The sequence below is a fragment of the Paenibacillus sp. strain BS8-2 genome (genome assembly GCF_054483835.1).
The window spans coordinates 4,298,725-4,322,152 of sequence record NZ_CM137010.1 but is presented as its reverse complement, the minus strand read 5'-3'; the positions used below and the strand labels follow the sequence as shown (position 1 = coordinate 4,322,152).

Annotated in this window: 29 protein-coding genes; all 29 read right to left on the bottom strand. The window is 48.3% G+C overall.

Going from position 1 to position 23,428, the window contains the following annotated elements:
• Nucleotides 1-1,584: an anthranilate synthase component I gene (gene trpE, locus ACX1C1_RS18560; RefSeq protein ID WP_458953664.1), complete on the bottom strand. Its 1,584-nt coding sequence runs from the start codon at nt 1,582-1,584 to the stop codon at nt 1-3.
• Between the two features lie 352 nt (nt 1,585-1,936).
• On the bottom strand, nt 1,937-2,311 hold the full coding sequence (gene aroH, locus ACX1C1_RS18555; protein ID WP_458953663.1) for a chorismate mutase: 375 nt from the start codon (nt 2,309-2,311) through the stop codon (nt 1,937-1,939).
• Nucleotides 2,308-3,408 (bottom strand): 3-dehydroquinate synthase, encoded by a 1,101-nt coding sequence (gene aroB / locus ACX1C1_RS18550; RefSeq protein ID WP_458953662.1) that lies wholly within the window; start codon nt 3,406-3,408, stop codon nt 2,308-2,310. The genes aroH and aroB overlap by 4 nt, the downstream gene beginning before the upstream one ends.
• 363 nt (nt 3,409-3,771) lie before the next feature.
• Nucleotides 3,772-3,933, bottom strand: coding sequence for a hypothetical protein (locus ACX1C1_RS18545; protein WP_458953661.1), 162 nt, complete (start codon nt 3,931-3,933; stop codon nt 3,772-3,774).
• 70 nt (nt 3,934-4,003) lie between these two features.
• Nucleotides 4,004-4,783, bottom strand: a complete 780-nt coding sequence (locus ACX1C1_RS18540; protein WP_458953660.1) for a CheR family methyltransferase — start codon at nt 4,781-4,783, stop codon at nt 4,004-4,006.
• Between the two features lie 44 nt (nt 4,784-4,827).
• Nucleotides 4,828-5,271, bottom strand: coding sequence for a nucleoside-diphosphate kinase (ndk, locus tag ACX1C1_RS18535; RefSeq protein ID WP_458953659.1), 444 nt, complete (start codon nt 5,269-5,271; stop codon nt 4,828-4,830).
• Between the two features lie 29 nt (nt 5,272-5,300).
• Nucleotides 5,301-6,275: a polyprenyl synthetase family protein gene (locus tag ACX1C1_RS18530; RefSeq protein WP_458953658.1), complete on the bottom strand. Its 975-nt coding sequence runs from the start codon at nt 6,273-6,275 to the stop codon at nt 5,301-5,303.
• Complete coding sequence (locus tag ACX1C1_RS18525; protein WP_458953657.1) at nt 6,272-7,132, bottom strand: menaquinone biosynthesis protein; 861 nt, start codon at nt 7,130-7,132, stop codon at nt 6,272-6,274. The genes ACX1C1_RS18530 and ACX1C1_RS18525 overlap by 4 nt, the downstream gene beginning before the upstream one ends.
• Nucleotides 7,095-7,772, bottom strand: a complete 678-nt coding sequence (locus tag ACX1C1_RS18520; protein ID WP_458953656.1) for a UbiX family flavin prenyltransferase — start codon at nt 7,770-7,772, stop codon at nt 7,095-7,097. The genes ACX1C1_RS18525 and ACX1C1_RS18520 overlap by 38 nt, the downstream gene beginning before the upstream one ends.
• Nucleotides 7,769-8,638, bottom strand: coding sequence for a UbiA-like polyprenyltransferase (locus tag ACX1C1_RS18515; protein WP_458953655.1), 870 nt, complete (start codon nt 8,636-8,638; stop codon nt 7,769-7,771). Before ACX1C1_RS18515 ends, ACX1C1_RS18520 begins: the two co-directional genes overlap by 4 nt.
• Complete coding sequence (locus ACX1C1_RS18510; protein WP_458953654.1) at nt 8,635-9,357, bottom strand: demethylmenaquinone methyltransferase; 723 nt, start codon at nt 9,355-9,357, stop codon at nt 8,635-8,637. The genes ACX1C1_RS18515 and ACX1C1_RS18510 overlap by 4 nt, the downstream gene beginning before the upstream one ends.
• A gap of 5 nt (nt 9,358-9,362) precedes the next feature.
• Nucleotides 9,363-10,232 (bottom strand): heptaprenyl diphosphate synthase component 1, encoded by an 870-nt coding sequence (locus tag ACX1C1_RS18505; RefSeq protein WP_458953653.1) that lies wholly within the window; start codon nt 10,230-10,232, stop codon nt 9,363-9,365.
• A 103-nt stretch (nt 10,233-10,335) separates the two neighbouring features.
• Nucleotides 10,336-10,938 carry a hypothetical protein gene (locus ACX1C1_RS18500; protein WP_458953652.1) on the bottom strand — a complete coding sequence of 201 codons (603 nt, stop codon included), beginning with the start codon at nt 10,936-10,938 and terminating at the stop codon, nt 10,336-10,338.
• 213 nt (nt 10,939-11,151) lie between these two features.
• Nucleotides 11,152-11,376, bottom strand: a complete 225-nt coding sequence (mtrB, locus tag ACX1C1_RS18495) for a trp RNA-binding attenuation protein MtrB (RefSeq protein WP_458953651.1) — start codon at nt 11,374-11,376, stop codon at nt 11,152-11,154.
• Between the two features lie 136 nt (nt 11,377-11,512).
• Nucleotides 11,513-11,788, bottom strand: a complete 276-nt coding sequence (locus ACX1C1_RS18490; protein ID WP_087567006.1) for an HU family DNA-binding protein — start codon at nt 11,786-11,788, stop codon at nt 11,513-11,515.
• Between the two features lie 264 nt (nt 11,789-12,052).
• Complete coding sequence (spoIVA, locus tag ACX1C1_RS18485) at nt 12,053-13,531, bottom strand: stage IV sporulation protein A (protein WP_458953650.1); 1,479 nt, start codon at nt 13,529-13,531, stop codon at nt 12,053-12,055.
• A gap of 324 nt (nt 13,532-13,855) precedes the next feature.
• Entirely contained in the window at nt 13,856-14,617 is a 762-nt protein-coding gene (locus ACX1C1_RS18480) for a DUF3939 domain-containing protein (RefSeq protein WP_458953649.1), read from the bottom strand.
• A 19-nt stretch (nt 14,618-14,636) separates the two neighbouring features.
• Nucleotides 14,637-14,981 carry a 2Fe-2S iron-sulfur cluster-binding protein gene (locus ACX1C1_RS18475; protein WP_458953648.1) on the bottom strand — a complete coding sequence of 115 codons (345 nt, stop codon included), beginning with the start codon at nt 14,979-14,981 and terminating at the stop codon, nt 14,637-14,639.
• The gene (locus ACX1C1_RS18470; RefSeq protein ID WP_458953647.1) at nt 14,933-15,574 is read right to left on the bottom strand and encodes a nucleotidyltransferase family protein; all 642 of its coding nucleotides are present in this window, start codon (nt 15,572-15,574) and stop codon (nt 14,933-14,935) included. The genes ACX1C1_RS18475 and ACX1C1_RS18470 overlap by 49 nt, the downstream gene beginning before the upstream one ends.
• A 475-nt stretch (nt 15,575-16,049) precedes the next feature.
• On the bottom strand, nt 16,050-16,346 hold the full coding sequence (locus ACX1C1_RS18465; protein WP_458953646.1) for a 2Fe-2S iron-sulfur cluster-binding protein: 297 nt from the start codon (nt 16,344-16,346) through the stop codon (nt 16,050-16,052).
• Nucleotides 16,347-16,396: 50 nt separating this feature from the next.
• Nucleotides 16,397-16,576 (bottom strand): DUF2768 family protein, encoded by a 180-nt coding sequence (locus ACX1C1_RS18460; protein ID WP_458953645.1) that lies wholly within the window; start codon nt 16,574-16,576, stop codon nt 16,397-16,399.
• Nucleotides 16,577-16,798: 222 nt separating this feature from the next.
• Nucleotides 16,799-17,074 (bottom strand): stage VI sporulation protein F, encoded by a 276-nt coding sequence (locus ACX1C1_RS18455; protein ID WP_458953644.1) that lies wholly within the window; start codon nt 17,072-17,074, stop codon nt 16,799-16,801.
• An 84-nt stretch (nt 17,075-17,158) separates the two neighbouring features.
• Nucleotides 17,159-18,196 (bottom strand): NAD(P)H-dependent glycerol-3-phosphate dehydrogenase, encoded by a 1,038-nt coding sequence (locus tag ACX1C1_RS18450; protein ID WP_458953643.1) that lies wholly within the window; start codon nt 18,194-18,196, stop codon nt 17,159-17,161.
• 5 nt (nt 18,197-18,201) lie between these two features.
• The gene (plsY, locus tag ACX1C1_RS18445) at nt 18,202-18,798 is read right to left on the bottom strand and encodes a glycerol-3-phosphate 1-O-acyltransferase PlsY (protein WP_458953642.1); all 597 of its coding nucleotides are present in this window, start codon (nt 18,796-18,798) and stop codon (nt 18,202-18,204) included.
• A gap of 15 nt (nt 18,799-18,813) precedes the next feature.
• A complete protein-coding gene (gene der, locus ACX1C1_RS18440) occupies nt 18,814-20,136 on the bottom strand; it encodes a ribosome biogenesis GTPase Der (RefSeq protein ID WP_458953641.1) in 1,323 nt (440 codons plus the stop codon).
• A 122-nt stretch (nt 20,137-20,258) separates the two neighbouring features.
• Nucleotides 20,259-20,438, bottom strand: coding sequence for a capping complex subunit for YIEGIA (locus ACX1C1_RS18435; protein ID WP_458953640.1), 180 nt, complete (start codon nt 20,436-20,438; stop codon nt 20,259-20,261).
• Nucleotides 20,431-21,348 (bottom strand): YIEGIA family protein, encoded by a 918-nt coding sequence (locus ACX1C1_RS18430; RefSeq protein ID WP_458953639.1) that lies wholly within the window; start codon nt 21,346-21,348, stop codon nt 20,431-20,433. Before ACX1C1_RS18430 ends, ACX1C1_RS18435 begins: the two co-directional genes overlap by 8 nt.
• Nucleotides 21,349-21,999, bottom strand: coding sequence for a YphA family membrane protein (locus ACX1C1_RS18425; RefSeq protein ID WP_458953638.1), 651 nt, complete (start codon nt 21,997-21,999; stop codon nt 21,349-21,351).
• Between the two features lie 117 nt (nt 22,000-22,116).
• Nucleotides 22,117-23,373 carry a 30S ribosomal protein S1 gene (rpsA, locus tag ACX1C1_RS18420; RefSeq protein WP_458953637.1) on the bottom strand — a complete coding sequence of 419 codons (1,257 nt, stop codon included), beginning with the start codon at nt 23,371-23,373 and terminating at the stop codon, nt 22,117-22,119.
• Nucleotides 23,374-23,428: the final 55 nt, after the last annotated feature.

Below are 23,428 nucleotides of genomic sequence, written 5' to 3'. Positions count from 1 at the left end.
CTACCCCCGCCCCTCTCTCGATGCAACCTCGTAATCCGAATTCACTTTCGCACCCGCAAATTCGTTTCCTGAGGCGGATTGGATGCCCGTCCCGAAGCTCGCTTCAGCTGCTCGGATAGCCTTCAGCATACCTTTAGCTTTGTTGACGGTCTCCATATATTCGTTCTCCGGTACGGAGTCCCAGACGATGCCAGCGCCGCTTTGAACATACGCCTTGCCGTGTTTAAATATAATCGTACGAATCGTAATGCACGTATCCATTGTACCGCCAAAACCCAGATATCCGATTGCCCCGGCGTATGCGCCGCGCGCTTCGTTCTCAAGCTCCGCAATAATTTCCATTGCGCGAAGCTTAGGCGCTCCCGATACCGTTCCTGCAGGCAGACAAGAGATAAAGGCATCAAAGAAGTCCTTTTCCGGGTGCAGCTTACCGGATACATTGGAAACGATATGCATCACATGGGAGTAACGCTCAATTTCCATGAAGGAATCGCATCGCACGGAACCAAACTCCGAGACACGGCCGATATCGTTACGACCGAGGTCAACAAGCATCAAATGTTCAGCACGTTCCTTCTCATCTGCTAGAAGCTCCTGCTCCAGCGCCAAATCTTCTTGAGGCGTTGCGCCGCGCGGTCGCGTGCCTGCAATCGGCCTCGTCTCTACCCGCCCATCCGATACCTTAACCAGCGCCTCCGGAGAGGTTCCTACGATCACCTCGTCGCCCATCTTCAGGTAATACATATACGGTGATGGATTCATCGTCCGCAGCACTCGATATACATGCAGCGGGTCGACATCCGTATCGATACTGAACCTCTGGGATAACACGACTTGGAAAATATCGCCTGAACGAATATACTCTTTGGCCTTCTCCACATTGCCGATAAATTGTTCCTTCGTCAGATTAGACTCCACATTACCGAGATCGGGATCAGACGGATAAGCTGCCACTGGCGTCATAAACCCTGTTTTCGGAGGCTGCTGCAGTTTAGCAATCAATGCGTCGAGTTTGCGCACCGCTTTGGTGTATACTTCAGCAATCTCGTTATCTGTTGCTCCTTCTGGAATATGCACATTGCCCACCATTTGGAGCTGCTGTTTCAAATGGTCAAACACGACCACCTGATCGCAGAACATAAACTGCATGTCGTTCATTTGCAAATCATCGATGCGATGCGCAGGCAATTTCTCGTAATATTGAAGTAAGTCGTAGCCAAAAAATCCAATAGCGCCGCCTGTGAACGGAGGGAGCTCAGGCAAGGCAGGACTGCGGAATGACCGAAGCTTCGCTTTCAGCAGCTCGATTGGCTTATCCTTTAGGGCCGTTCTGGTCCCGTTATGTTCCATGATCATCTCGCCATGTTTTCCATATAGCTGCAAGAACGGATCAGTACCGATGAACGAATAGCGTGCCCACTTAGCTCCGCCCTCCACACTTTCAAGCAGGAAAGCATGCTCTTCTTTGGCAAAGTGCTGGAACAGCCTGATTGGTGTCTCGGTATCCGCTAACACATATCGTACGATCGGGATCAGATTGTACGTACCGGCCAATTGGATAATTTGTTTAAGTTCTTTATTCATGGCAAGATCGACCTCCGTTAATAAATTGGCAATACTTTATGTTATCGGGTACAAAAAAAGCCCCTGCCGGAAGCAGGAGCGCCAGTTTATGATGATAACGAAGGGATCAGAAACCTAGCTGACAAATGACGGATTGGCCAAATAAACCCTCTCGGGTAACAATTAACCAAGTGACATACCTTGCCCCTATGGGTTCGGCTATGCCATACCACCGTGTTGTCGTACATATTGCGCTAAGCTCTTCTCTTCCTTAACTCTTCTCGTCTCATCTCGGCTACTTACTGCTTCGCTTTACTTATCTATGGTTAAATATAATGCATGCTCAATTGATCGTCAACCCAAAGTTAACGAACTAGGCTCTCGTTTTGGCTAGATCCGGACGTAATGCTTGTGCGCCGCCCAAATAAACATGTTGGATCTCCGATTGCGTTTTCTCGGTATTCACGAGCACCATCAATCTCACGCAACGCTCCAAGCTGCCCTTAACAGGCACCTCTAACGCGCACATGAGCGGAACAAGCTCCCATCCAGGCAACTGTCTTACTGCTTGCGCTGGGAACGAGTCGTCCAGATCTTGCGTAACCGTAATTAACACGCTGCAAATATCTGCAGGATCAATGTGGTTCGCTTCCATGATTTCGTGTACCATGGCCAAAGTTGCTTCCGAAATCAGCTTTGCTTCATTCGCTTCTACAGTAACTGCTCCCCGTATTCCTCGCACACTCATCCCTGAACCTCCAATTTCAATTCTTCTACAATTTCTCTCACCCATGACACCGAAACATCCGATTTGATTTCCACGCTTCCAATCGACGTAGGTACAACAAAGACCATGGTGCCTTCGGCAAACTTCTTGTCATGCATCATCGCAGACATGATCGCATCCACGTTCAAGTGCTGAGGCAGTACGACCGGAAGTCCGCAACGTTCGAGCACTCGTTTCGTTGTCGTATACACTTCCTCTGACGCACCATATCGAACGCCTAGCTTTGCTGAGCCAATCATCCCAATAGAGATGGCCTCCCCATGCTGTAGCTCGTTATATCCGGCAACAGCTTCAAGAGCGTGTCCAATCGTATGGCCCAAGTTCAGAATTGCGCGCAGGCTGTTCTCCCTCTCGTCTTGTGAGACGACGTTTGCTTTCACGCTGCACCCCATATACAAGGCATAACCAAGCGCTTCAGGATCCAGTGCCAACAGTTTATCTGCGTTTGCGTCGCACCACTCGACGAACTCAGCATCCCAAATGAGACCATGTTTTACAACCTCAGATAAGCCGCTTCGCACATCTCTAGGAGGCAGCGACTGCAAAGTCTTGAGATCATATAGAACAAACTCAGGCTGATGGAATGCTCCGATAATATTTTTGGCAAGCGGATGATTCACTGCCACTTTGCCGCCTACACTGCTGTCATGAGCCAGAATAGTGGTAGGAATCTGCACAAACTTCACACCGCGCATAAAGGATGCAGCCACATAACCAGCCAAATCGCCAACCACGCCTCCGCCAAGAGCCACGATCGCTGATTTGCGATCCAGTCCGGCTTCAAGTGCTTTTGTAACTAGCTCCTCCAGCATTTTAAGCGACTTGGAGCTCTCGCCGGCAGGCACAACTGCAGACGAAACCTTAAAGCCTCCGGTTGTCAATTCGCCAACTAGCTGATCCAAATAATAAGGAGCAACATGCTCGTCCGTAATAATCAGTAGCGGCGATTTCGAGCTAATGCCGTGCTTCTGGAAATAAGCGGCTGCATCCTGCAACAGCCCCTCGCCGATATAGATAGGATAAGAACGATCGCCAAGTTCCACTTTTAACTCTCGCATTTGTTATCGCTCCTTCAGCACTCGAACGTTCAATTACGTTCTTATGGTTATATGTAAGCCTGACGTAACGTATCCGCTTGAAGCTCACCGCGGCTAATCACTAAACTCAGGCAGGAGTGCTTACTCCTCTTCGCCCTCAACATCTTTGCTCATTATAGTACAGAGGTGATGGTTTGACAAGAAATCTCAGCCCATTCCTTTGACGCGTCGAAGCGTTCGATAAGTAAATTGAAAATTTGTCCAATCCTTGTATGATTCAACCAATTTTGCGGCTCGGCGATCGTAGACGCATCAAAAAAAAACCGCCTTGCCCTCATTTGGCAAAAGCGGTTTTTAAAGTTTCTTTCGAACTGTCACAAATGCTTAAACAGATTGACCTTCGAGACGCGTCAACTCCGAATTGATGAATATCGGATCGTTCACAAGCCGATTGATCTGCTTGCTGTCGACTCCAATAATTTGCGCGCATTCCTGAATCGTAATAAAACCACGACGATATGCCGCAATTACCTTACGTTTGTCCATCTACTGTCACCCTCCAAGCTGTTTCCATAAACTTAGTATAGGAGAAGATGGAAGGTCGTATACCTGCTTGTTAAACACGGCGATAGAAAAAGGTGTCCGCAGTCTCAAAGCCGTATTGTGCCGGCGAGAAAATCTGTTCTGTGCTGCCTACGAACAACAGTCCGCCAGGCTTAAGCGCGCCAGCAAACTTGTGATAAAGCTGATGTTTGGCTTCCTCAGTAAAATAAATCATAACGTTCCGGCAGACGATGAGATCGAAACCGGATTCAAATTTATCATACAACAGATTGCCTTGCCTAAACGTCACTGCACGCTTCAGCGTATCGGACACCGCGTATGCTCCGTCTACGCCAGTGAAATACCGAGTTCTGTTCTCCTTAGGCACATCGCGAAGCGATCTTTCTAAGTAGATGCCCTCTTGCGCCTTCTGAAGCACACCCATGTCCAGATCCGTAGCCAATAAATATGTCCGTGATTGAAGACCCATCTCCGACAAGATCATGGCAATTGTATATGGCTCTTCTCCAGTCGAGCAAGCCGCGCTCCAAATGCGCGGCTTGGCGCTATTGTGGGCGATTTCTGGTAGAAAACGATTCTGAAGAACTTCCCATCGCTGAGGATTTCGCCAAAATTCTGAAACGTTAATCGTCATCCGATCTAAAAACTCATTGAGCAACGATTTATTTCCATCGAGCGCTTGATAATATTCGCCGAATGTCGTGAAGCCGTGTTTCATACGCAACGTTGTTAGGCGGCGCTTCATCTGTGCTTCCTTGTACTGGGACAAATCGATATCAGTTTTCCGTTTGATCTGGGTTATAAAGGCCGTGAAATCTGGATCTTCAGACATTGATGCCTCCAGGTAATTAGAATAAATAGGATAAGATCCGTGCCTTATATCCACGCTTGAATATGATGTTTGAAAGAAACAAGTTCCTCTGCGGAGAAGAAATTACCAATCTCCCTCTGCGCGCTTGCCGGTGAATCCGAACCATGAATCAAATTAAAGTTTGTATGTACAGCGAAATCTGAACGAATGGTGCCAGGCGCTGCATCGATCGCATCAGTCTTGCCGATCATCGCCCGCGTGAGTGCAACAACGTTATCCCCGCTCCATACCATCGCAAATACGGGTCCTGATGTTATAAATGCGAGGAGCGGTTCATAAAACGATTTGCCTTCGTGCTCTGCATAATGTTTTTCAGCGAGCTCGCGCGACACTACCATGAACTTGGCAGCGGTCAACTGCAGTCCCTTTCTCTCAAAACGTCCAACGATTTCGCCGATGAGGCCACGTTGTACGCCGTCCGGTTTAATCATGAGAAATGTTTGTTCCATCTGCTATCATTCCTTCCTGCTTCTGTAGGTTAGTAATTGCGCTTCCCGACAAAGTGGGCAATGTCGATTAAATTCTTTTTCGCCGTAATGTTCGGTAATCCTTCTAGCGCATGTAACGCTTTTGCAATATAGCGGTTGGCTAGCGCATCCGCCAGATCTCCGCCCTTGCTTCCGCGAATCAATTCGATAGCGCGTTTGGTATCTCCTCTGCCCTCCCGCGTACGGATCGATTCAATTTCCGCGAGAAGAGGTGCTTGTACCCGAGAATCTCGTAGAGCAAGAATAACCGGCAATGTAATATTCCCTTGTCTCATATCGGAGCCAGGAGGCTTGCCAATCTGTTTCTCCGTGCCATACAAATCGAGCAAATCATCACGAATCTGGAACGCCATACCTACATTGTAACCGAATCGATAAAGGGCATTGGATACGCTGCGTTCTGCTCCAGAAGCAATTGCCCCGAGCTGGCAACTGATTGCGATCAGCAGTGCAGTCTTACGTCTAATCCTCAGCAAGTAGTTACGAATGGATTGATCCGTATTAAAGAAGTCTCGAATTTGCTCCATCTCTCCGATACACATCTCAACTAACGCTTTGGACAGCACCTGATGGATGACGGGGTTCGGGAGTCTCGTTGCAATGGCTAGAGCCTTACCGTGTATGTAGTCGCCTGTGTACATCGCGATCCGATTGTCCCACTTGGCTTTGACCGTGAGCTGGCCTCTTCTTGTCTCCGCATCATCTATGACATCGTCATGAACCAGCGAAGCCATATGAATTAACTCAAGCGGGACGGCGATTTGTTTCATGACCTCAAGCTTGTAATCACCGAACTTGCCTGACAACAAGACGAATACTGGGCGAATTCGTTTGCCGCCTGCCTTAAGCAAATGAGTGGAGGTTTCGGTGAGCAGCGCATGTTCATCTGTCACGCTTCGCTCAAGCTCCTGTTCAATCTGATTGAGATCACCTTTCATCTTTGCATACAGTTCTAATAGTTTCATTCATTCACCTTTAGAGGAATTTGTTCTTCCAGAAATCGGAGACTAACCTCATCCTTCAATAAACCTAATTCAGCAGCGTATTGAAAATAAAGTTCAAGTCCGCGCTGAAGCTTCTCGTCGAAATCGTATCTAAGCGCTTGAAAGTAGACACGCCAGTAGCTCTCTGCTCCTCCAAGCTGCTCAACTGCCTTCTGCACCATCGTCTCTGGGTCATCTACATTTGCTTTCCTGGTTCGAACCATCGCAGCGTATAATTCGTATACGTTCTCTTGTGCTGATTCAACCCACTGACGTCTGGCGGCTACTACGGCGTATGTCATACCAAGACCGGTCCAGTCGTTCCAGAGTTGTCCAAGATCCAGCACTTGCAGACCATGACAGTCTCTGGATGCACGAATTGCTGGGTCTCCGATTAGAAGCGCTGCATCCGCCTTCTCTAACATCGAGTCCAAATCAGGCTCATCCGGAATATATTCCGGCTCGAAGCCGTAACGCATCGCCATTATGATCTTGAGTAAATTAACGGAAGTAGCCGAAGCAGTCGTCACTGCAATACGTTCAGGTCGTTTCTCTTCTATCGGAGTCTTCAGAAACAGGAGAATAGAATGAACGCGGCCAATTGAACCTACCGACAAGTTTGGAAGCAACACATAATCTTTAGCATTCGCACCATACGAGAATGAAGAAATGGCAGACAATTCAAGCTTGCCTTCCTGCAACATCATGTTGAGCCCAGAAGGGACACAAGATACGATTTCGTAGGATAAGTCTCGCGTATATTGTTCCAAGCCGTGAAAGAGCGGCCATGCATTCGCGTAATCAATTCTCCCTACGGATATCCGGCGTCCTCTCGACATGCTGCTCATCTCCCCATCTTCTGTACAAGTTATGATCAATGTCTATGTTGTCAAGTACCTTGCCCACGAGAAAATCGATCATCTCATCCATCGATTGTGGTTTGTAATAAAAAGCTGGCATGGCCGGCACGATTCTGACGCCCAACCTGGCAAGTGTCAGCATATTTTCCAGATGAATGGCATGAAGCGGCGTTTCGCGCGGGACCAGTAGGAGCTTGCGCCCTTCCTTCAGCATGACATCGGCAGCTCTCGTCATAAGGTCATCCGATACGCCATGCGCAATCGAAGACAATGTACCCATCGAGCACGGCATAATCAGCATCCCTTCAACACGGTAAGAACCGCTCGCGATTGCTGCGCCGATATCTGCGTTAGGATAAAACACGAGTCGCCCTTCTTGGATCGGCTCTCCGAATTGACGCTCAAGCGCCGCTGAACGTTTGCTGGATTCCCAGCCGAGCTCTTCTTTCAACACGCGCCAGCCAGCCTCTGTTATGACCAGATGAACATCATGCCCGGTAGAGAGCAGCGATTCAATTAACCTGATTCCGTAGATAGCGCCGCTCGCTCCCGTTATTCCAACAATCCATCTGCTCCGTTTGTGTTGCTTCCCAGCTGAGATGTTATCCTTGCCGATCATCCGAACACCACCAAATCTACAAACGCAAAAGCAAATAACACAACGCTTAGCGTACCGTTCATCCCAAAGAACGCTGTCTGTACACGAGAAAGATCATGCGGGCGCACCATATAATGCTGGTAAAATAACAGCGTAACGGACAGAATCGCACCAAATAAATATAGCCAGCTAAGCTGCGTAATGACAAAAAGCAACACAAAACCAATCGCAGTTACGACGTGCAGGCCCCGCGCGATCCACAATGCTCCTGAAATTCCGAACCGTGCCGGAATCGAATGGAGACCTGCATTGCGGTCGTATTCGTAATCCTGCGTTGCATAAATGATATCGAAACCAGCGATCCAGAGTGCCACCGTCACATACAACAGCCATGCTCCGACTGAGAACTCTCCCGTAACGGCAACCCATCCGCCTAACGGTGATAAACCGATTGTCAAACCTAATACGATATGACACAACCATGTGAACCGTTTCGTGTAAGAATATAAGACTAAGAAAAAGACGGCGATCGGCATCAATTTCATTGTAATTGGCGCTAAGTTATAAGACGCGATAAACAACAAGGCGAACGAAACGACAATAAAGAGCACAACCTCGGCCGATTTGAGCAGTCCGGCCGGGATGGCGCGAGTGCTCGTGCGCGGATTGGCTCTGTCAATCGCGCTGTCAATAAGCCTATTCAAGCTCATAGCAGCGCTTCTTGCTCCGAACATGGCGAGCGTTACCCAGCCAATCTCGCTCCAGGATGGCAGCTGGCCTTCCATCGCGACGGAACCCAAAATAGCTCCCAGAAAGGCAAAAGGCAGAGCAAATACCGTGTGTTCGAATTTAATCATTTCCAAAATAATACGAAGCTTACGAATCATGACTTCGAGTCCATTCCCTTCGTCCCAATATGCAGGGCGGCGATGCCTCCGAAGAACAGATCGACGTCCGTATCCTTTAATCCCGCTTGTTCGTAAAGCTTCGCAAGTTCCTTTGAATCCGGAAATTGTTTGAGTGATTCTGGCAACCACTGATATTCCTTCCGTTTACCAGCGAATAGCTTCCCGAACATCGGCATTATTTTCTCGAAATATAGATAATAAATCCCTTTAAACGGCTGCCATGTCGGCTTCGAAAGCTCTAGACAGACGACTTTTCCGCCTGGCTTGACGACACGCTCCATCTCTTTTAATACCTGCAAATAATCGGGTACATTTCGTAATCCGAATCCAATCGTCGCAAAGTCAAACGAATTATCGGGGTAAGGCAGGCTCATTGCATTGCCCTGTACGAGCTTAATCTTATCTTGAAGCTGATTTTTCCTTATTTTCACGGCTCCAACGTCTAACATGTTCTGACTAAAATCGAGACCGACGATACCCGCTTGTCCACTCGCATTCGCCAAATCAATCGTCCAATCACATGTGCCGCAGCAAATATCAATCGCAGTTTGACCATTCTTTACGTTCATCTTCTTCATCGTAAACTTTCGCCAAGCCTTATGGCGGCGGAAGCTGATTACATCGTTCATGAAATCATATTTCGGAGCGATCGTCTCGAATAAGGAGTGAACGTGGCTTTTGGAAGAATTCGTTTCCACTTCGTTCACCTCGTCTCATTAAGTGCAGGCATATTGCCTTCTAGTTTGTGTGGTAACTGATCTGCCAGTTCAGTAAGCTCCCGAATCAACTTGTCCGACTCAAGCATAAGAACAGTAGATTTAAAACCTTGTAACGCCTGCTTCAGCTTATTACCGAGCTGTTTACGAATTTCGTATTTGCTCATTAGTATTTCGATGAGCTCATTGTCCAAGTCGCCATCCATCATCGAATGGCGTTCTTGTTCGTTACCAGCTTGGAGGACATACCAGTATGCCCAGCTACGCTCAAACCTGCCTGTGTCATCACAACGCTTCAGCTCGTCTAAGGCCACCTCGCAACGCGCAATACCGGCTAACAAGTCCGGCCACAATCTGGACAAGGAGCCCTGCAGCCTATCGCCGAAATGACTGAACAGTTCGCTTTTCAATTGAATTGCGTACCCCCAGTAATCATCGGCGGTCAACTTCATTCCGCGCATACGCGTATATAAGTTGACTTTCATACGGTTGACCTCGCAAACTGCTTCGCTTAACCTCGTAATCATTTCGGTCTGTCCCGCTAACGCAAGTAACTGATAGAATCGGGAACTGAAATAATCGCCTGCAAGCACTTTGAGCTGACGAGATCTCATCTCTTTTTCTGTGCGCCTTCTTGTATCCGTATCAATCAGGTCATGTGTATCCATGCCCACCTGAACAAGTGATACGACTGCCGTATACAATTCGCTATGCGTCTGATTGGTTTCGCCATCGTTCAGAACGGCATAAAGAAGCCGCAGCCTGGGCTCGGCGAGCGGCGGTAGCTCTGTATGCGCTTGTATCATATCGTGGTTCGTGTAAGTAGAAACAATTGCAGGAATGCGGTATTTCGCCATGGTCGAAGCCTCCGGACAAGTGTAGCAGAATTGCCGCTCAATAATCTCACGCTATTATAGCACAACTTTAAGTAAAGATCACATGATGCCCGATCAGTGTTCATCAATTTGCAACATCCGTATCTCCAGCTTCAGAAGTTCGTGTTGGCAAGGCTTTGGCAGAAAAACCTGCCACTGGTCCGAACCGTGATTCCCATGCCCGTGTAAAACTCATGCGAAGTCTCTGCCGCCACACCTCATCATGGACAGGATCAGCATTTGCGAGCTTAATAAGTTCTTCCGAGAGCCATTCGTCGGAACGCCTTACATCAATGGCAGCAAGCAGCGTTCGTTTCCCGTTATTTTTCTCTGATAGGCGCACAAGCAGCCTAGACACATTGTCCAGCTCCCTGAAAGAAAGCTCCATTAATTGCTCGATATCAGAAAATATAGCCTGAGGTCGGCTCTTGCCTGGAGACAAGGTCAGCTCCAGCGACAATACGGTTCCATTCCATTCTGCATGACCTAGTTTCTCACGCAGCTCTAAGCGTGACAGGACATCCACAATGTTGACATTCGTTAAACGGCTAACGTCAGCAGGACGCATCACTTCGACCTCCTGCCCATCGCGCGATTTGTTGTAGGATAACCCCGGCAGCCAGGTCATAGCCACCGTAATCGCTAACGTGGCCATGCCAGCAACCAGCCACGGATATTTGTTGCGCATTCAGCATCCACCTTCCGTTCAATACGATTATATCTTCCAGTTTGTTCATAACGGGAAGACACCATACCGTCCAAGCTCTCTACTTCATTGTACGAGTGGATGTATCGTATTATTCGGCGGTTTGATGAGACAAAAAAAAGGCTCGCGTCGCTATTGCGCTACGCGGCCCTTCCAGTAAACGGCGTACATGGCAATATGCATTGCCATAACCGTCTAAGCATCCGTTTCAATCGTGCCGTATTTGGTCATTACGGTAGCTTTTCCCCTGATCTTGATCGCTGAGGTATGATCGGTGAATTGACAGATCAGCACTTCATTCCGATCCAGCTTCTCCGTGTGGTGGAATTTCGTATCCTGGCCACGTGTCAGACCGATCACTTGCACACCTTGATCCTTCGCCTTCACGACGATGTATTCCCCTACCGTCGGTTGCTCCATGATGATCTCCTCCGCCTATGTCATGACTTCTCGAGCACAGCTAGGCTACACTTCTCGAGGACTCCCATGCACAATCCTCTAAACGAAATAGAAAAACGCTCAAACGTTCGTTCGAGCGTTCTGCACTGCATATGCATTAATTGGATACAAGGTCTTTGAGCGATTTGCCTGGTTTGAATGCCGGCATCTTGCTGGCGGCGATATCGATCTCTTCACCTGTTTGCGGGTTACGTCCTTTACGGGCTTGGCGTTCGCGAACCTCGAAGTTACCGAAGCCGACGAGTTGAACCTTGTCTCCGCTTTGAAGGGCATCGGAAATGGCTTCGAATACGGCGTCAACCGCTTTCGTCGCATCTTTTTTCGACAAGTCGGACAGTTCAGCTACTTTAGCGATCAAATCTGTTTTATTCATCTCTTCACCTCCTTAGGTATGTAAAAAACATCTTATCCCTCTTATTCACCGAAAACTTCAAATATATACCTTTTGACCGAACAAACCTATAGTAATACAGAGGAAACACAATTTCAAGTAGGAATGCCGATTTGACAGCTATTCGCAGCGAATTCTCATCTTCCTCATGTACTTTCGGCTTAATATATTCGTAATCGACACAAAGAAGAGCTCTCTCGCAAGCCATTTGACTTGAAAGAGAGCTCTTCCCGATCCTTCGATTGTTTACAGAATGATAGCAATCAAGCCGCCAGAACCTTCGTTAATAATGCGCCCCAGCGTTTCTTGCAGCTTATAGCGTGCATTGTCCGGCATAAGGGCGATCTTGCCCTGGATGCCTTCCCTAACAATGGAGTGCAGCGAACGGCCGAATATATCGGACTCCCAAATTTTGATGGGATCGTTCTCGAAGTCCTGCATCAAATAACGGACAAGCTCTTCGCTTTGCTTCTCAGTGCCGATGATCGGAGCAAACTCAGACTCGACATCTACTCGGATCATATGAATCGAAGGTGCCGTCGCTTTCAGCCTTACGCCGAATCTAGAGCCTTGACGTATAAGCTCCGGCTCGTCGAGCGCCATCTCTGCAAGCGAGGGAGCCGCGATACCGTAACCCGTCGTTTTGACCATCTCGAGCGCTTCTGCAAAGCGATCATACTCTCGTTTGGCGTGAGAGAAGTCTTGCATGAGCTGGAGCAGATGATCCTTCCCGCGAATCTCTACGCCAACTACTTCCATCAGAATGCTGTCGTATAGCTCATCGGGCGCGTACAGATCGATCTCGGCTACACCTTGCCCCATGTTCATGCCGCTTAAACCCGCGCGAGCGATAAAATCATAATCCATAAACTGTGCTACGACGCGCTCCACATCCCGCAGTCGACGAATATCCTTCACTGTATCGCGAACGGAATTTTCGTAGTTGCTGCGGAGCCAGTGATTGTCGTTAAGTACCATGACCCAGCTTGGAAGATTGACGTTTACTTCATGCACAGGGAACTCATAAAGTACCTCGCGCAGAACGGCCATACCCTCTTCTTCGCCCATCGTCGCGACGCTTAGCGCCATGACAGGTATGTCATATTTGGCTTGCAGCTCGCTGCGAAGCTGCTGTGTCTCTTCCGACTTCGGACGAGTCGAGTTGATGATCAGAACGAATGGTTTTCCAACTTCCTTGAGCTCCGCAATGACCCGTTCTTCAGCAACTACGTAGGAGTTTCTAGGGATTTCCGCTATAGAACCATCCGTCGTAACGACTACCCCCAGCGTGGAATGCTCCTGAATGACTTTGCGTGTCCCGATTTCTGCCGCTTCCTGGAACGGAATCGGTTCTTCGAACCATGGCGTTGTAATCATTCGCGGGCCATTTTCGTCCTCGTAGCCTTTTGCGCCTTCTACGGCGTATCCGACACAATCAACGAGTCTGACATTTACGTCAAGCCCCTCTGCCACCTTGAGCTGTACTGCCTGATTCGGTACGAACTTCGGCTCCGTAGTCATAATCGTTTTGCCTGCGGCGCTTTGTGGAAGTTCGTCCACGGCTCTAATTCGGTCTGATTCATTCACGATGTTAGGGAGCACAACCGTCTCCATGAATCTCTTGATGAAGGTTGATTTTCCTGTCCGGACTGCTCCTACTACACCGAGGTAAATATCCCCGCCGGTACGTTCGGCTATGTCCTTGAAAATGTCTACTTTCTCCACTGAATATCCCCTCCCAATTGAATTTCCGGTTCGCCGCCATCCACCGGACAAAAGGGCAGGCCAGCGACGCAACTCGTACATGCTTTCGGACTATTAACATCTTATGTTGGGACTGTCCAATTATGCCGTTTCTTTCTACGAAATCTTTTTTCCCTCCGACCAAATCATGTGATCTTCCCTTCCAAGATTGAAATATATGAACTGCATAAGAAAACTATGACGGGAGTAAGCGGCAACAATCAAAAAAAATCCCTTACCGGCTTGTGCCGCAAGGGATTTAATCGAACAATTGCTAAACGGATTCATCATTGATGACTTACGAACTTAAGGTTGAACAGCAACTGGTTCTCCATCAACCAGGTTGTAGGCAGGTGATTTGACCGGAACGTACTCCGATTCATCCACGAGCAGAGTTCTCAAATCTATGTTTTCTTCATAGCTTTTATCTTTGTTTCGCTCAAGTAGCTGCATCAGATCTACGCCATAATCCGTAAATACGGTACCATCCTCATCCAGAATCGCACGCTGCGGGATGCCGGAGAATACGCTTACGATGGTAGGTTCTTTCTTTTTCATCGCCTCGTAATCGATTTCGTAAAACCCTGGATAAACCGCCGACGATTTAGGAACCGCAGCATTCTGCTCCATATATGTATCCACCCAGTTCTGGATATCATTGATTTTCTGAGCTGTCACGATGTCCATTAATTTGACGATCGGATCGGTGTCTTCGTTGAGGATCAAGAAGTAGTAATGACCACCGCCTTCAAAGGAGGCTCCCGGCGTGGCGCTTATATACCCTCTCGAAATCAGCTTGTCGAAATCGATCATATATTTTTCATAGACCGGGACCGATTGTGTGCTGTTTTTGATCGGTAATAACTGAAGCTCATCATAATATTGATCGACAGCCCCTTGAACATTACGAATTGCTTCCTTTGGAGCCATACTTTGTTGCATTCGATCTTTAGGATACATGCATCCGCTTAAAGGTAATGCGACGAGCGCGAGGGATAGCGCCACCCAAGCCATACGCAGCCCCAATGCTCGGCGCGCTCTCCGCACGAAATAGAATATACTTGCCATTAAAACGTTCTCCTCCTTGCTACCACAGTTCGTCTTCCTGTTGCTGTCTAGCCAGCTGTCTTGCAATTGCCGCTTTAAGCGGATCCGGCGGAAGCTCCACCTCAACACGACCTGTGACTCTCGTTTGACAGGAGAGACGAATTCCTTTCTCGTCAAGACCAGCCAGTTTGCGTCGCTCCGCATCGCCAATCGGTTGGAGCTCACTGCCGGGACGGACCGTCACCTTGCACATAAAACATGCTGCTTTGCCTCCGCAGCGTGTTGCGATGGTGACGCCAGCGCGCCTAGAAGCGTCCAGAACGCTCGTTCCGCGTCTTACACGTACGGATTTTCCGCTAGGCCAGAAGACGACTTCAGCATCCATTGTTTGTCACCAGCTTCCGATTGACTTAACCAACGACGAACCTCTCGCATCGCTAGCGGCTGTAATTTATTTCTGCGTTCGATAACTTGAAGTGCCTTCTCATGTACGGATGAGTTAGCGGCAAAGGCTTGAACGATCGGTTCGACCCGATCCGGACGTTCCCGCAGGGCATTGAACCACAGCTCATGAGCAAGCGGTACGACCGTTGCTATGCCTGCGCCCTGTACCTGGACCGGTCTTCCTAGCGGCAGCAACACCTCTCGCACCTCTGTGCGGTAAACGCAGCCGTGGGCCGATACCTCGAATCCTCCAACCAGCTCTAACCGTATTCCCTCCACCTCATAATGGCTAAGGTAAGAGCGGTAAATATCCGTCTCGCTGTACTCGGGTCCATCAACCGTATAATGTCGCAAAGCTTCATGCACCTGAAGCATATTTTCCTGGTCGCAATAAAGGTCCAGATCACGAGGCATCGCGGATAACGTTACGCCTCGAAGCATAAGCCCCGCGCTTCCCCCAATTACCCAATTCCCGCTTCCCGCATGTTTAATTACGGTAGCCAGCGCTTTGTTGATACTAGCCAAATCAGTCACTGCCGGCACATCCCTTAAAGTGGAAATTCAAAAGTATCGCTTCCCATTACTAAGTGTTTTCAAGATGTTGTTCGACATCGAATAGTGAATTCAGCCGATCCTTCCGGTGCTCACGTAGCGCTGCTACGATCCGCTCCTCATTCTCTAGCTTCATCCACTCTTCTCGGTACTGAAAACCGATTCTTTTGAACCTTTATTGTTGTGGAAATTCAAAAGTATCGCTTCCCATTACGAAGTGTTTTCAAGATGTTGTTCGACATCGAATAGTGAATTCAGCCGATCCTTCCGGTGCTCACGTAGCGCTGCTACGCTCCGCTCCTCATTCTCTAGCTTCATCCACTCTTCTCGGTACTGAAAACCGATTCTTTTGAACCTTTATTGTTATGGAAATTCAAAAGTATCGCTTCCCATTACGAAGTTAATTCATGTAGTCATTTCGACATCGAATAGTGAATTCAGCCGATCCTTCCGGTGCTTAGAAATATGTTTTATTTATGGCAGCTATCCGACCTGCCCCGGCTTTCACAATCGCCTGGCAGCCTAGACGATATCCCTCGTCAAACTCCTCCGGCTCCAACCGATCCCACTCCTCATCGGTTACTTCCTCTAGGAACTCCGCTCCTTCGGTTACGAGACAGCGGCATCTTGCGCATGTGCCCCTCGTACAGGAGAAGCTAAAGTCTATCCCGTGTTTGATGGCGTGGTCCAGAATGGACAACCCGGACTCCGCTTCCACTTCCATTGTGATCGTTCGTCCTTTTAGTTCGATCATGATGTACGACTACCTCTCTTCCACGATCCTACATTGATATGTATGCCCAACTAGATGATGGAGAAAAACCCGTAAATAAATCCAAATACCAATAAAATAAAAGCGACAATGGACAAAACGAGCTTAACCACACCTTTTGTCTTCACTCGAGCAAAAGTAATCAGGAAAGCCGCAAACGCCATCAGCCCAATGCCGATAAACGACACCCACATTTTCGTCATTGCATCCATAATAAGTCCAATCTCCTAATCATTATCGTTATCAATTATACACATTATAGCATTCGGATAGCGCAAACGCACATAGACGCCTGTCAGATATGTGACAAAAAAAGGAGCAAAAGCCTAGACGCACCTTCCGTTTGTCGAAAGGCCGGCTTGCGCCGGGTGCATCCATACCTTTTGCCCTTTTGCCCACCTTCATTCCAATTGCAGCAGGTTTGCTGCAAGTTATTACTTTTTGAGCATCATTTTGACTAGCGATTCCATGCTTGACGGATTCATTCCGCTCGCTTTGACAGCCTTTACGATATCATTCACGGTTGATTCCGGCACTTTGATTTTGGCCATATCAGCAACCTGTTTGACCAGCTTGCGCAGCTCAGCTTCGTTCTGCATTGTGCTGGCATCAACACCGCTTGCTAATTTCTTGACCGCACTTTCCGAGATGTTTTTGCCCGCTTTTTTGTTAATAGCGCCGAGCACATCCTTGGGAATACCTTTAGACAATTGTTTCACCCTCCTCATGTGTTGCGCTCTAAACCATCATATGAGCAGGAGAAACCATTGGTGTAGGCAGTTGCGGACGCAGATCTACGCTAAAGGCTCAATCTCGTGAGTTTTGAGTCTCCCCATCAGCTCACCAACTGCATCCTTTGGCGTTCTGCCTTGGAAGAGAACCGCATACAACTGTGTCGTAATGGGCATTTCTACTTGGAATTGCTTCGACAGCTCGTAAGCCGCTCTTGTTGTGCGGACACCTTCGACTACCATGCCCATTCGCTCAAGGACTGTCTCCAGCGGTGTCCCATCGGCAAGCATGGAGCCTGCGCGCCAGTTCCGACTATGTTTACTCGTACATGTCACAACGAGATCTCCCACGCCGGCTAGACCGGCGAACGTAAGCGGGCTTGCTCCCATGGCTGCACCGAGTCTGCCAATTTCGGCCAACCCGCGAGTCAAAAGAGCCGCCTTGGCATTGTCGCCGAACTGCAATCCGTCGGACAAACCTGCACCAAGCGCGATAATATTTTTGATCGCTCCGGCAACCTCTACCCCTACAACATCAGGGTTCGTGTAGACGCGGAATGATTGATTGATGAATGCATCCTGTGCCTTTTCTGCAATATCTGACTCTTCGGAAGCGACAACAACGGTTGTTGGTTGTTTGCGAATGACTTCCTCCGCGTGGCTGGGGCCGGATAATACGACAATCGAAGATTGTGGCCTGCCGAGCTCCTCACTTAATACGGTGGACATTCGTTTAAGCGTATCGCTTTCGAATCCTTTTGTAGCATGGACAACAAAGGTTTGCTCTTCAAGGTATTGTGCTGCTTGTCGAGCTACTTGACGCATTGCGCTCGATGGCGCGACGAATACCGCGAGCTCGGCATCTTGGAGAGCAGCTGCCATATCCGTTGTCGCCGTCAGCCCATCCGGAAGATCACAGCCGGGCAAGTACTTGCCATTCTGTTTTTTCGTGCTGATCTCATTAGCCTGTTCTTCATTTCGAGTCCATAAAGACACTTGATAGCCGTTTGAAGCAAGCACCGATGCTAACGCGGTCCCCCAGCTGCCAGCAACCAATACGGCCGCTTTGCGGTTAACGGAATACCCTTCTTTCGTAGTCATCGACATCAAGCTCCTTTCCTAGCTCCCAACTTATTCTCTGTGCCTTGGGCCAGCTTAACGATATTTGACCGATGGCGAAGGAATGCAAATGCGCAAATGGTAAGCGCCCCAGCCAGCAGCGGCCAAGAGAAGTCCAGCCAAATAATAAACAGCGGTGTCAGTGCCGCGAAAATCAGTGAGCCAAGCGATACATATCGTGTAATCGCAATAACGGCAATTGCAGCAATTCCCGCATACAGCGCTGGGAAAAACGCAAGCGTCGCAATCACCCCAACCGTTGTCGCAATTCCCTTGCCGCCTTTGAAGCGGAACCAAATCGGCCAGTTATGACCAATAATTGCTGCGAGCCCGCATAATACAGGCGTCCAAGCTTGGTCGCTAAGTGCATATCCAAGCGCAATGGCGCCAATGCCCTTTGCAATGTCTAATACGAATACAAGAATACCGGGACCCTTGCCCAGCACGCGGAGCGTGTTGGTTGCTCCGGCATTACCGCTACCATGCTGCCTAATGTCGATCCCTTTCACCCATTTGGCAATGACAATGCTAAATGATACCGAACCTAACAAATAACTAAGCACAACCGCAATAATATCTAACACCGGTCCCATTCTCCCCTAGTCCTCGTCGGATTTGCGGCGCGTAAAGATGCGCACCGGCGTCCCCTCGAAATCAAATGCCGCGCGTATCTTGTTCTCCAAGTACCGTTCGTACGAGAAGTGCATCAGCTCTGGATCGTTAACGAAACATACGATCGTCGGAGGTTTGGTCGATACTTGCGTCACATAGTTGATGCGCAAACGTTTGCCTTTGTCCGAAGGCGGCGGATTAATAGCAACAGCATCCGAGATAACATCGTTGAGCAAATGTGTCTGAATACGAAGCGCGTGCTGCTCGGAAACATGATTGACGACTGGCAGCAGCTTATGTAAACGCTGTTTCGTCAAGGCAGATAGGAATACAACAGGCGCATATGTCATGAACAAGAAGTGATCACGGATACTCGTTGTGAAATGCTGCATCGTCTTCTCATCCTTCGCCACTACGTCCCATTTATTCACGACAAAAATGGATGCTTTGCCTGCTTCGTGCGCGTAGCCAGCGATATGCTTGTCCTGCTCGATAATACCTTCTTCGCCGTTGATCAATACTAATACAACATCCGCGCGTTCGATCGCCTTCATGGCACGCATGACACTGTATTTCTCTGTTGATTCGTAAACCTTGCCGCGTTTGCGCATACCGGCTGTATCAATCAGTACATAACGTTGACCGTCATGTTCGAAAGGAGTGTCGATTGCATCGCGTGTTGTTCCAGCTACGTTACTGACAATAACACGATCTTCTCCTAATAGCGCATTCACAAGAGATGACTTACCTACGTTAGGTCGTCCGATCAGCGCCACTCGAATGATGTCCTCGTCATATCCGTCGTCTTCGATCTCTGGCAATAGATCTGTCGCAGCGTCCAGGAGGTCGCCTATACCAATGCCATGAGAGCCGGAGATAGCAATAGGTTGACCGAATCCAAGTCCATAAAATTCGTAAACCTCGTCCATCCGATGTTCGTTATCCACTTTGTTAACCGCTACAACGACCGGTTTCCGTGAACGGAACAACATTTGTGCAACCTCTTCATCCGAATGGGTAAGACCAGACTTAGCATCCACCATCAGAATAATGACATCCGCTTCTTCGATCGCAAGCTCGGCTTGCATGCGGACGGATTTCATTATTTCATCTTCACCATCTATCTCGATGCCGCCGGTATCCACGATGCTGAACGGCTTGCCGTTCCATTCGCCTGTGCCGTAAAGACGATCGCGAGTAACACCAGGTTTATCCTCTACAATTGCTAGTCGATCGCCGATGACCCGATTAAAAATTGTGGATTTGCCCACATTAGGTCGTCCGACGATGGCAATAACGGGTCTTGCCATAATTGGTTTTTCACTCCTTAAAAGTTTGAGAAGCTATTTGCAATACTAGCTTCACCATATCGAATACCATTCTCACGTTACCCATCATAGCAAAAAAGAACGCGCTTGGCTAACATTTCATATTAACGGTGATTCACAAGAATGATGGAGCCGTTCTTGAGGTCGTGTGCGCTGGCATCCAGTATTTTCTCCAATAAAAAGGCTGTTTCCTGCAATGCTTGCTCATTCTTCGCGATAAAAATAGGTGCACCGCCACCAACAGACTCGTTTGACAATGCAACTACTGCCACAATTTCAGCCAATAGACTCACCTTCCTTTTTGTTCACAGGCGCTTCTGTCGGCATCCGAACAGCAGATTCCATGATCGGTACACGTTTGATGATTTCAATTCCTTTATCGAGCTCCTTATCCTGCGGCAATACGAATATAGCCAACCTGCCGTCATTCATATCAAGCTTGGCCATAGGGATCAACGCCGGTTCGCCGTCATCACGATATACGCCAAGAATTGTAGCCAGATCATACAGGATAGCCTGACGCTGCCCCAGATTAGTTAGAGTCACTTTGGCATTAGGGTTGCGTGGCGTCAGTATGAATCCTATCCCGCGATCCGCTATTATCGATTGGTTCTCCTTTAATCCTACATTCATAATATAAATGTCCTCGACAAATAGGTCTGGACCATCGATTCGAACCACGGCGAATCTAACCTCAGCAATATGATTAATCGAACGTCCTGACTTTAGTTTCATAACTACCAATAGAGATAGGACTCCAGCTCCTATCCCAAACCAAACATTAAGCAGGATTGCAAACAAACTTGTTACGAGAGACGACATAATAACCAAATAATTGCGTCCTTCGAACACCATGGCTATTCCTTCTATATAAGTAGATCCACGACTAACGAGCTCCATGCTGTCGATCTTCGTCAATGTCTCTCGTTCCATCTTTCGTACATCTCGAAATTGCTGCGCGGCAAGCGTAAGGAACGTAATGGCCGTATAGTCTTTGTTAAACAATGCAGGGACGGCTACTGCTCCAAGGGCGGCGGCAATTACGCCTAAGGAGATATGGATGATACTACCATGCGGATGAGTAGGATATTGCCGATAGTCTGTCTTAAGCATAAGCAGCCTGGCGATAATGCCAAAGGCTATACCAAGCAGCACACCGCTCAGATGTCGATTTTGTTCCAAATAATGTAGCATTTATTCTCTCCCATCTCGCAATGTAATCCAGGTACGACCCGCCATCGCTAATACTCGACGCACCAAGTGGATCGAAATTGCACCACAGCAAGCCACGGCAATTGCGATACACAACGAATCCCACCAACTAGCCGATCCGATCTGCAAGGGAGAGATTCGTTTGTCCAGCCATGCGCTTATAACATCGCCTAGTACTGCACTCCATAATAAAGAAGCTGCTTGATACCGAATATTAGTCGTGAACATACAACTTAACAATCCACACAGCAATGGGGCATTCCAACTTGGCTCAATCCAATATAAGACTGGGTCTTGCGCAAACAAACTTCGGATACTCCCCCAAATAATCGCCAACATGAGGACGCAAATAAACAGATAACCTCGTTCTCCGCTGTTGCTATTGTCAACCCAAGCGATTAAACTTGCCACCAGCCACAGTGCTGTTCCGCTATGAATGGCTGCAGCTGGAAGATCTGCAGGCAATAACCACCAATAATCGACAAACAGCGTAATTGTCGTCGCAATGAATAACAGAAACATAGTTGGTGCCTTCACTCTAGGTGCCAAATATGGTTTCCATCCTGTCGCGAATAAAATGATGATGATAAGTACCATCCATACAGTAATATATCCTGGATTCAATTGACTCACCTCGCGTATCTCCTATTATGCACCAATACAAAAAGGCTATTCCTGCGTCGAAACGCGGGAATAGCCTTAGGAGTATCGCATACGCCAACCGAGACCGGCAAGAGGCGCTGAATGAAATTACTTCAGTTTGCTAAGTTTGTCGCCGAAACGCTCTGCCAGCGAGTAGCTCATGCTGGAGCTGTTCAAGCTAACGTTAGGGTTGTTGATTTCTTCAATCTTAGGAGCACGCGGAGTACGAGGTCCACGGTCACGATCGCGTTCTTGTCTAGGAGCTGCTTCTGGTTGCTCAGGAGCTTCTTCTGTTTCTTTGATGCTGAGGGAAACACGTTTCTCAGCAGCGTTGAAATCAAGAACTTTTGCTTGCACTTCTTGACCTTCGCTCAGAACCTCGGAAGGTGTCGCAACATGGCGATGTGCGATCTGGGAAATATGAACCAGACCTTCTACACCAGGAGCGATCTCAACAAATGCACCGAACGTCACGATACGACGAACTGTACCTGTAACGATGTCGCCAACGTTGAATTGGCTTGCAGCGGAATCCCAAGGACCTGGTTGAGCAGCTTTGATGCTCAGGCTGATTTTGCCAGCAGCTGGATCAACTTTAAGTACCTTTACACGTACCGCTTGACCTTCGGACACAACATCCTTAGGATGAGCGACATGCTGCCAGGACAACTCGGAAACGTGAACCAGACCGTCGATACCGCCGATGTCCACGAATGCGCCGAATGGAGTCAGACGTTGAACAGTACCGTCCAGCTCTTGTCCAGCTGTGATGTTATTCATGATTTGTTGTTTGTTTTGCTCGAATTCAGCGTCAAGTACTTCTTTAGCGGACAGGATTACTTTTTTGTTCTCCAAGTCCAGCTCTTTTACTTTAACGCGAAGCGTGCGGCCTTTGTAGTCGCTGAAATCTTCTACGAAGTGACGCTCTACCATGGATGCAGGAATAAATCCGCGAACGCCAACGTCCGCTACAAGTCCGCCTTTAACCACGTCAGCTACAGTTACTTCGAAGATTTCGCCGCTCTCGAAACGAGCTTGAATCTCTTCCCAGCCTTTAGCCGAATCAACAAGCTTCTTCGAAAGAACAAGGCTCTCCTTGTTATCGTCGATGCTAACAACTTTAAGTTCAACTTCTTGGCCAACTTGAACCGCATCGTTAGCGTTGTCAAGTTGTACGGAAGAAAGTTCGCGAAGCGGAATAACACCGTCATATTTATATCCAAGGCTTACGTAAGCTTGGTTATCTTCGATCTTGACGATTGTACCCTTAACGGAGTCGCCTTTCTTCAAGGAAACGAAATTATCCATTGCGTCTTGGCTCACTTCCTCCGCAACGGTTTCTTGCACATTGATTTCTTCTGACATTTGAAATTACCTCCTCAGTTCTAAAGCACAACTTTATTTAAATCCGCGTGCCGAA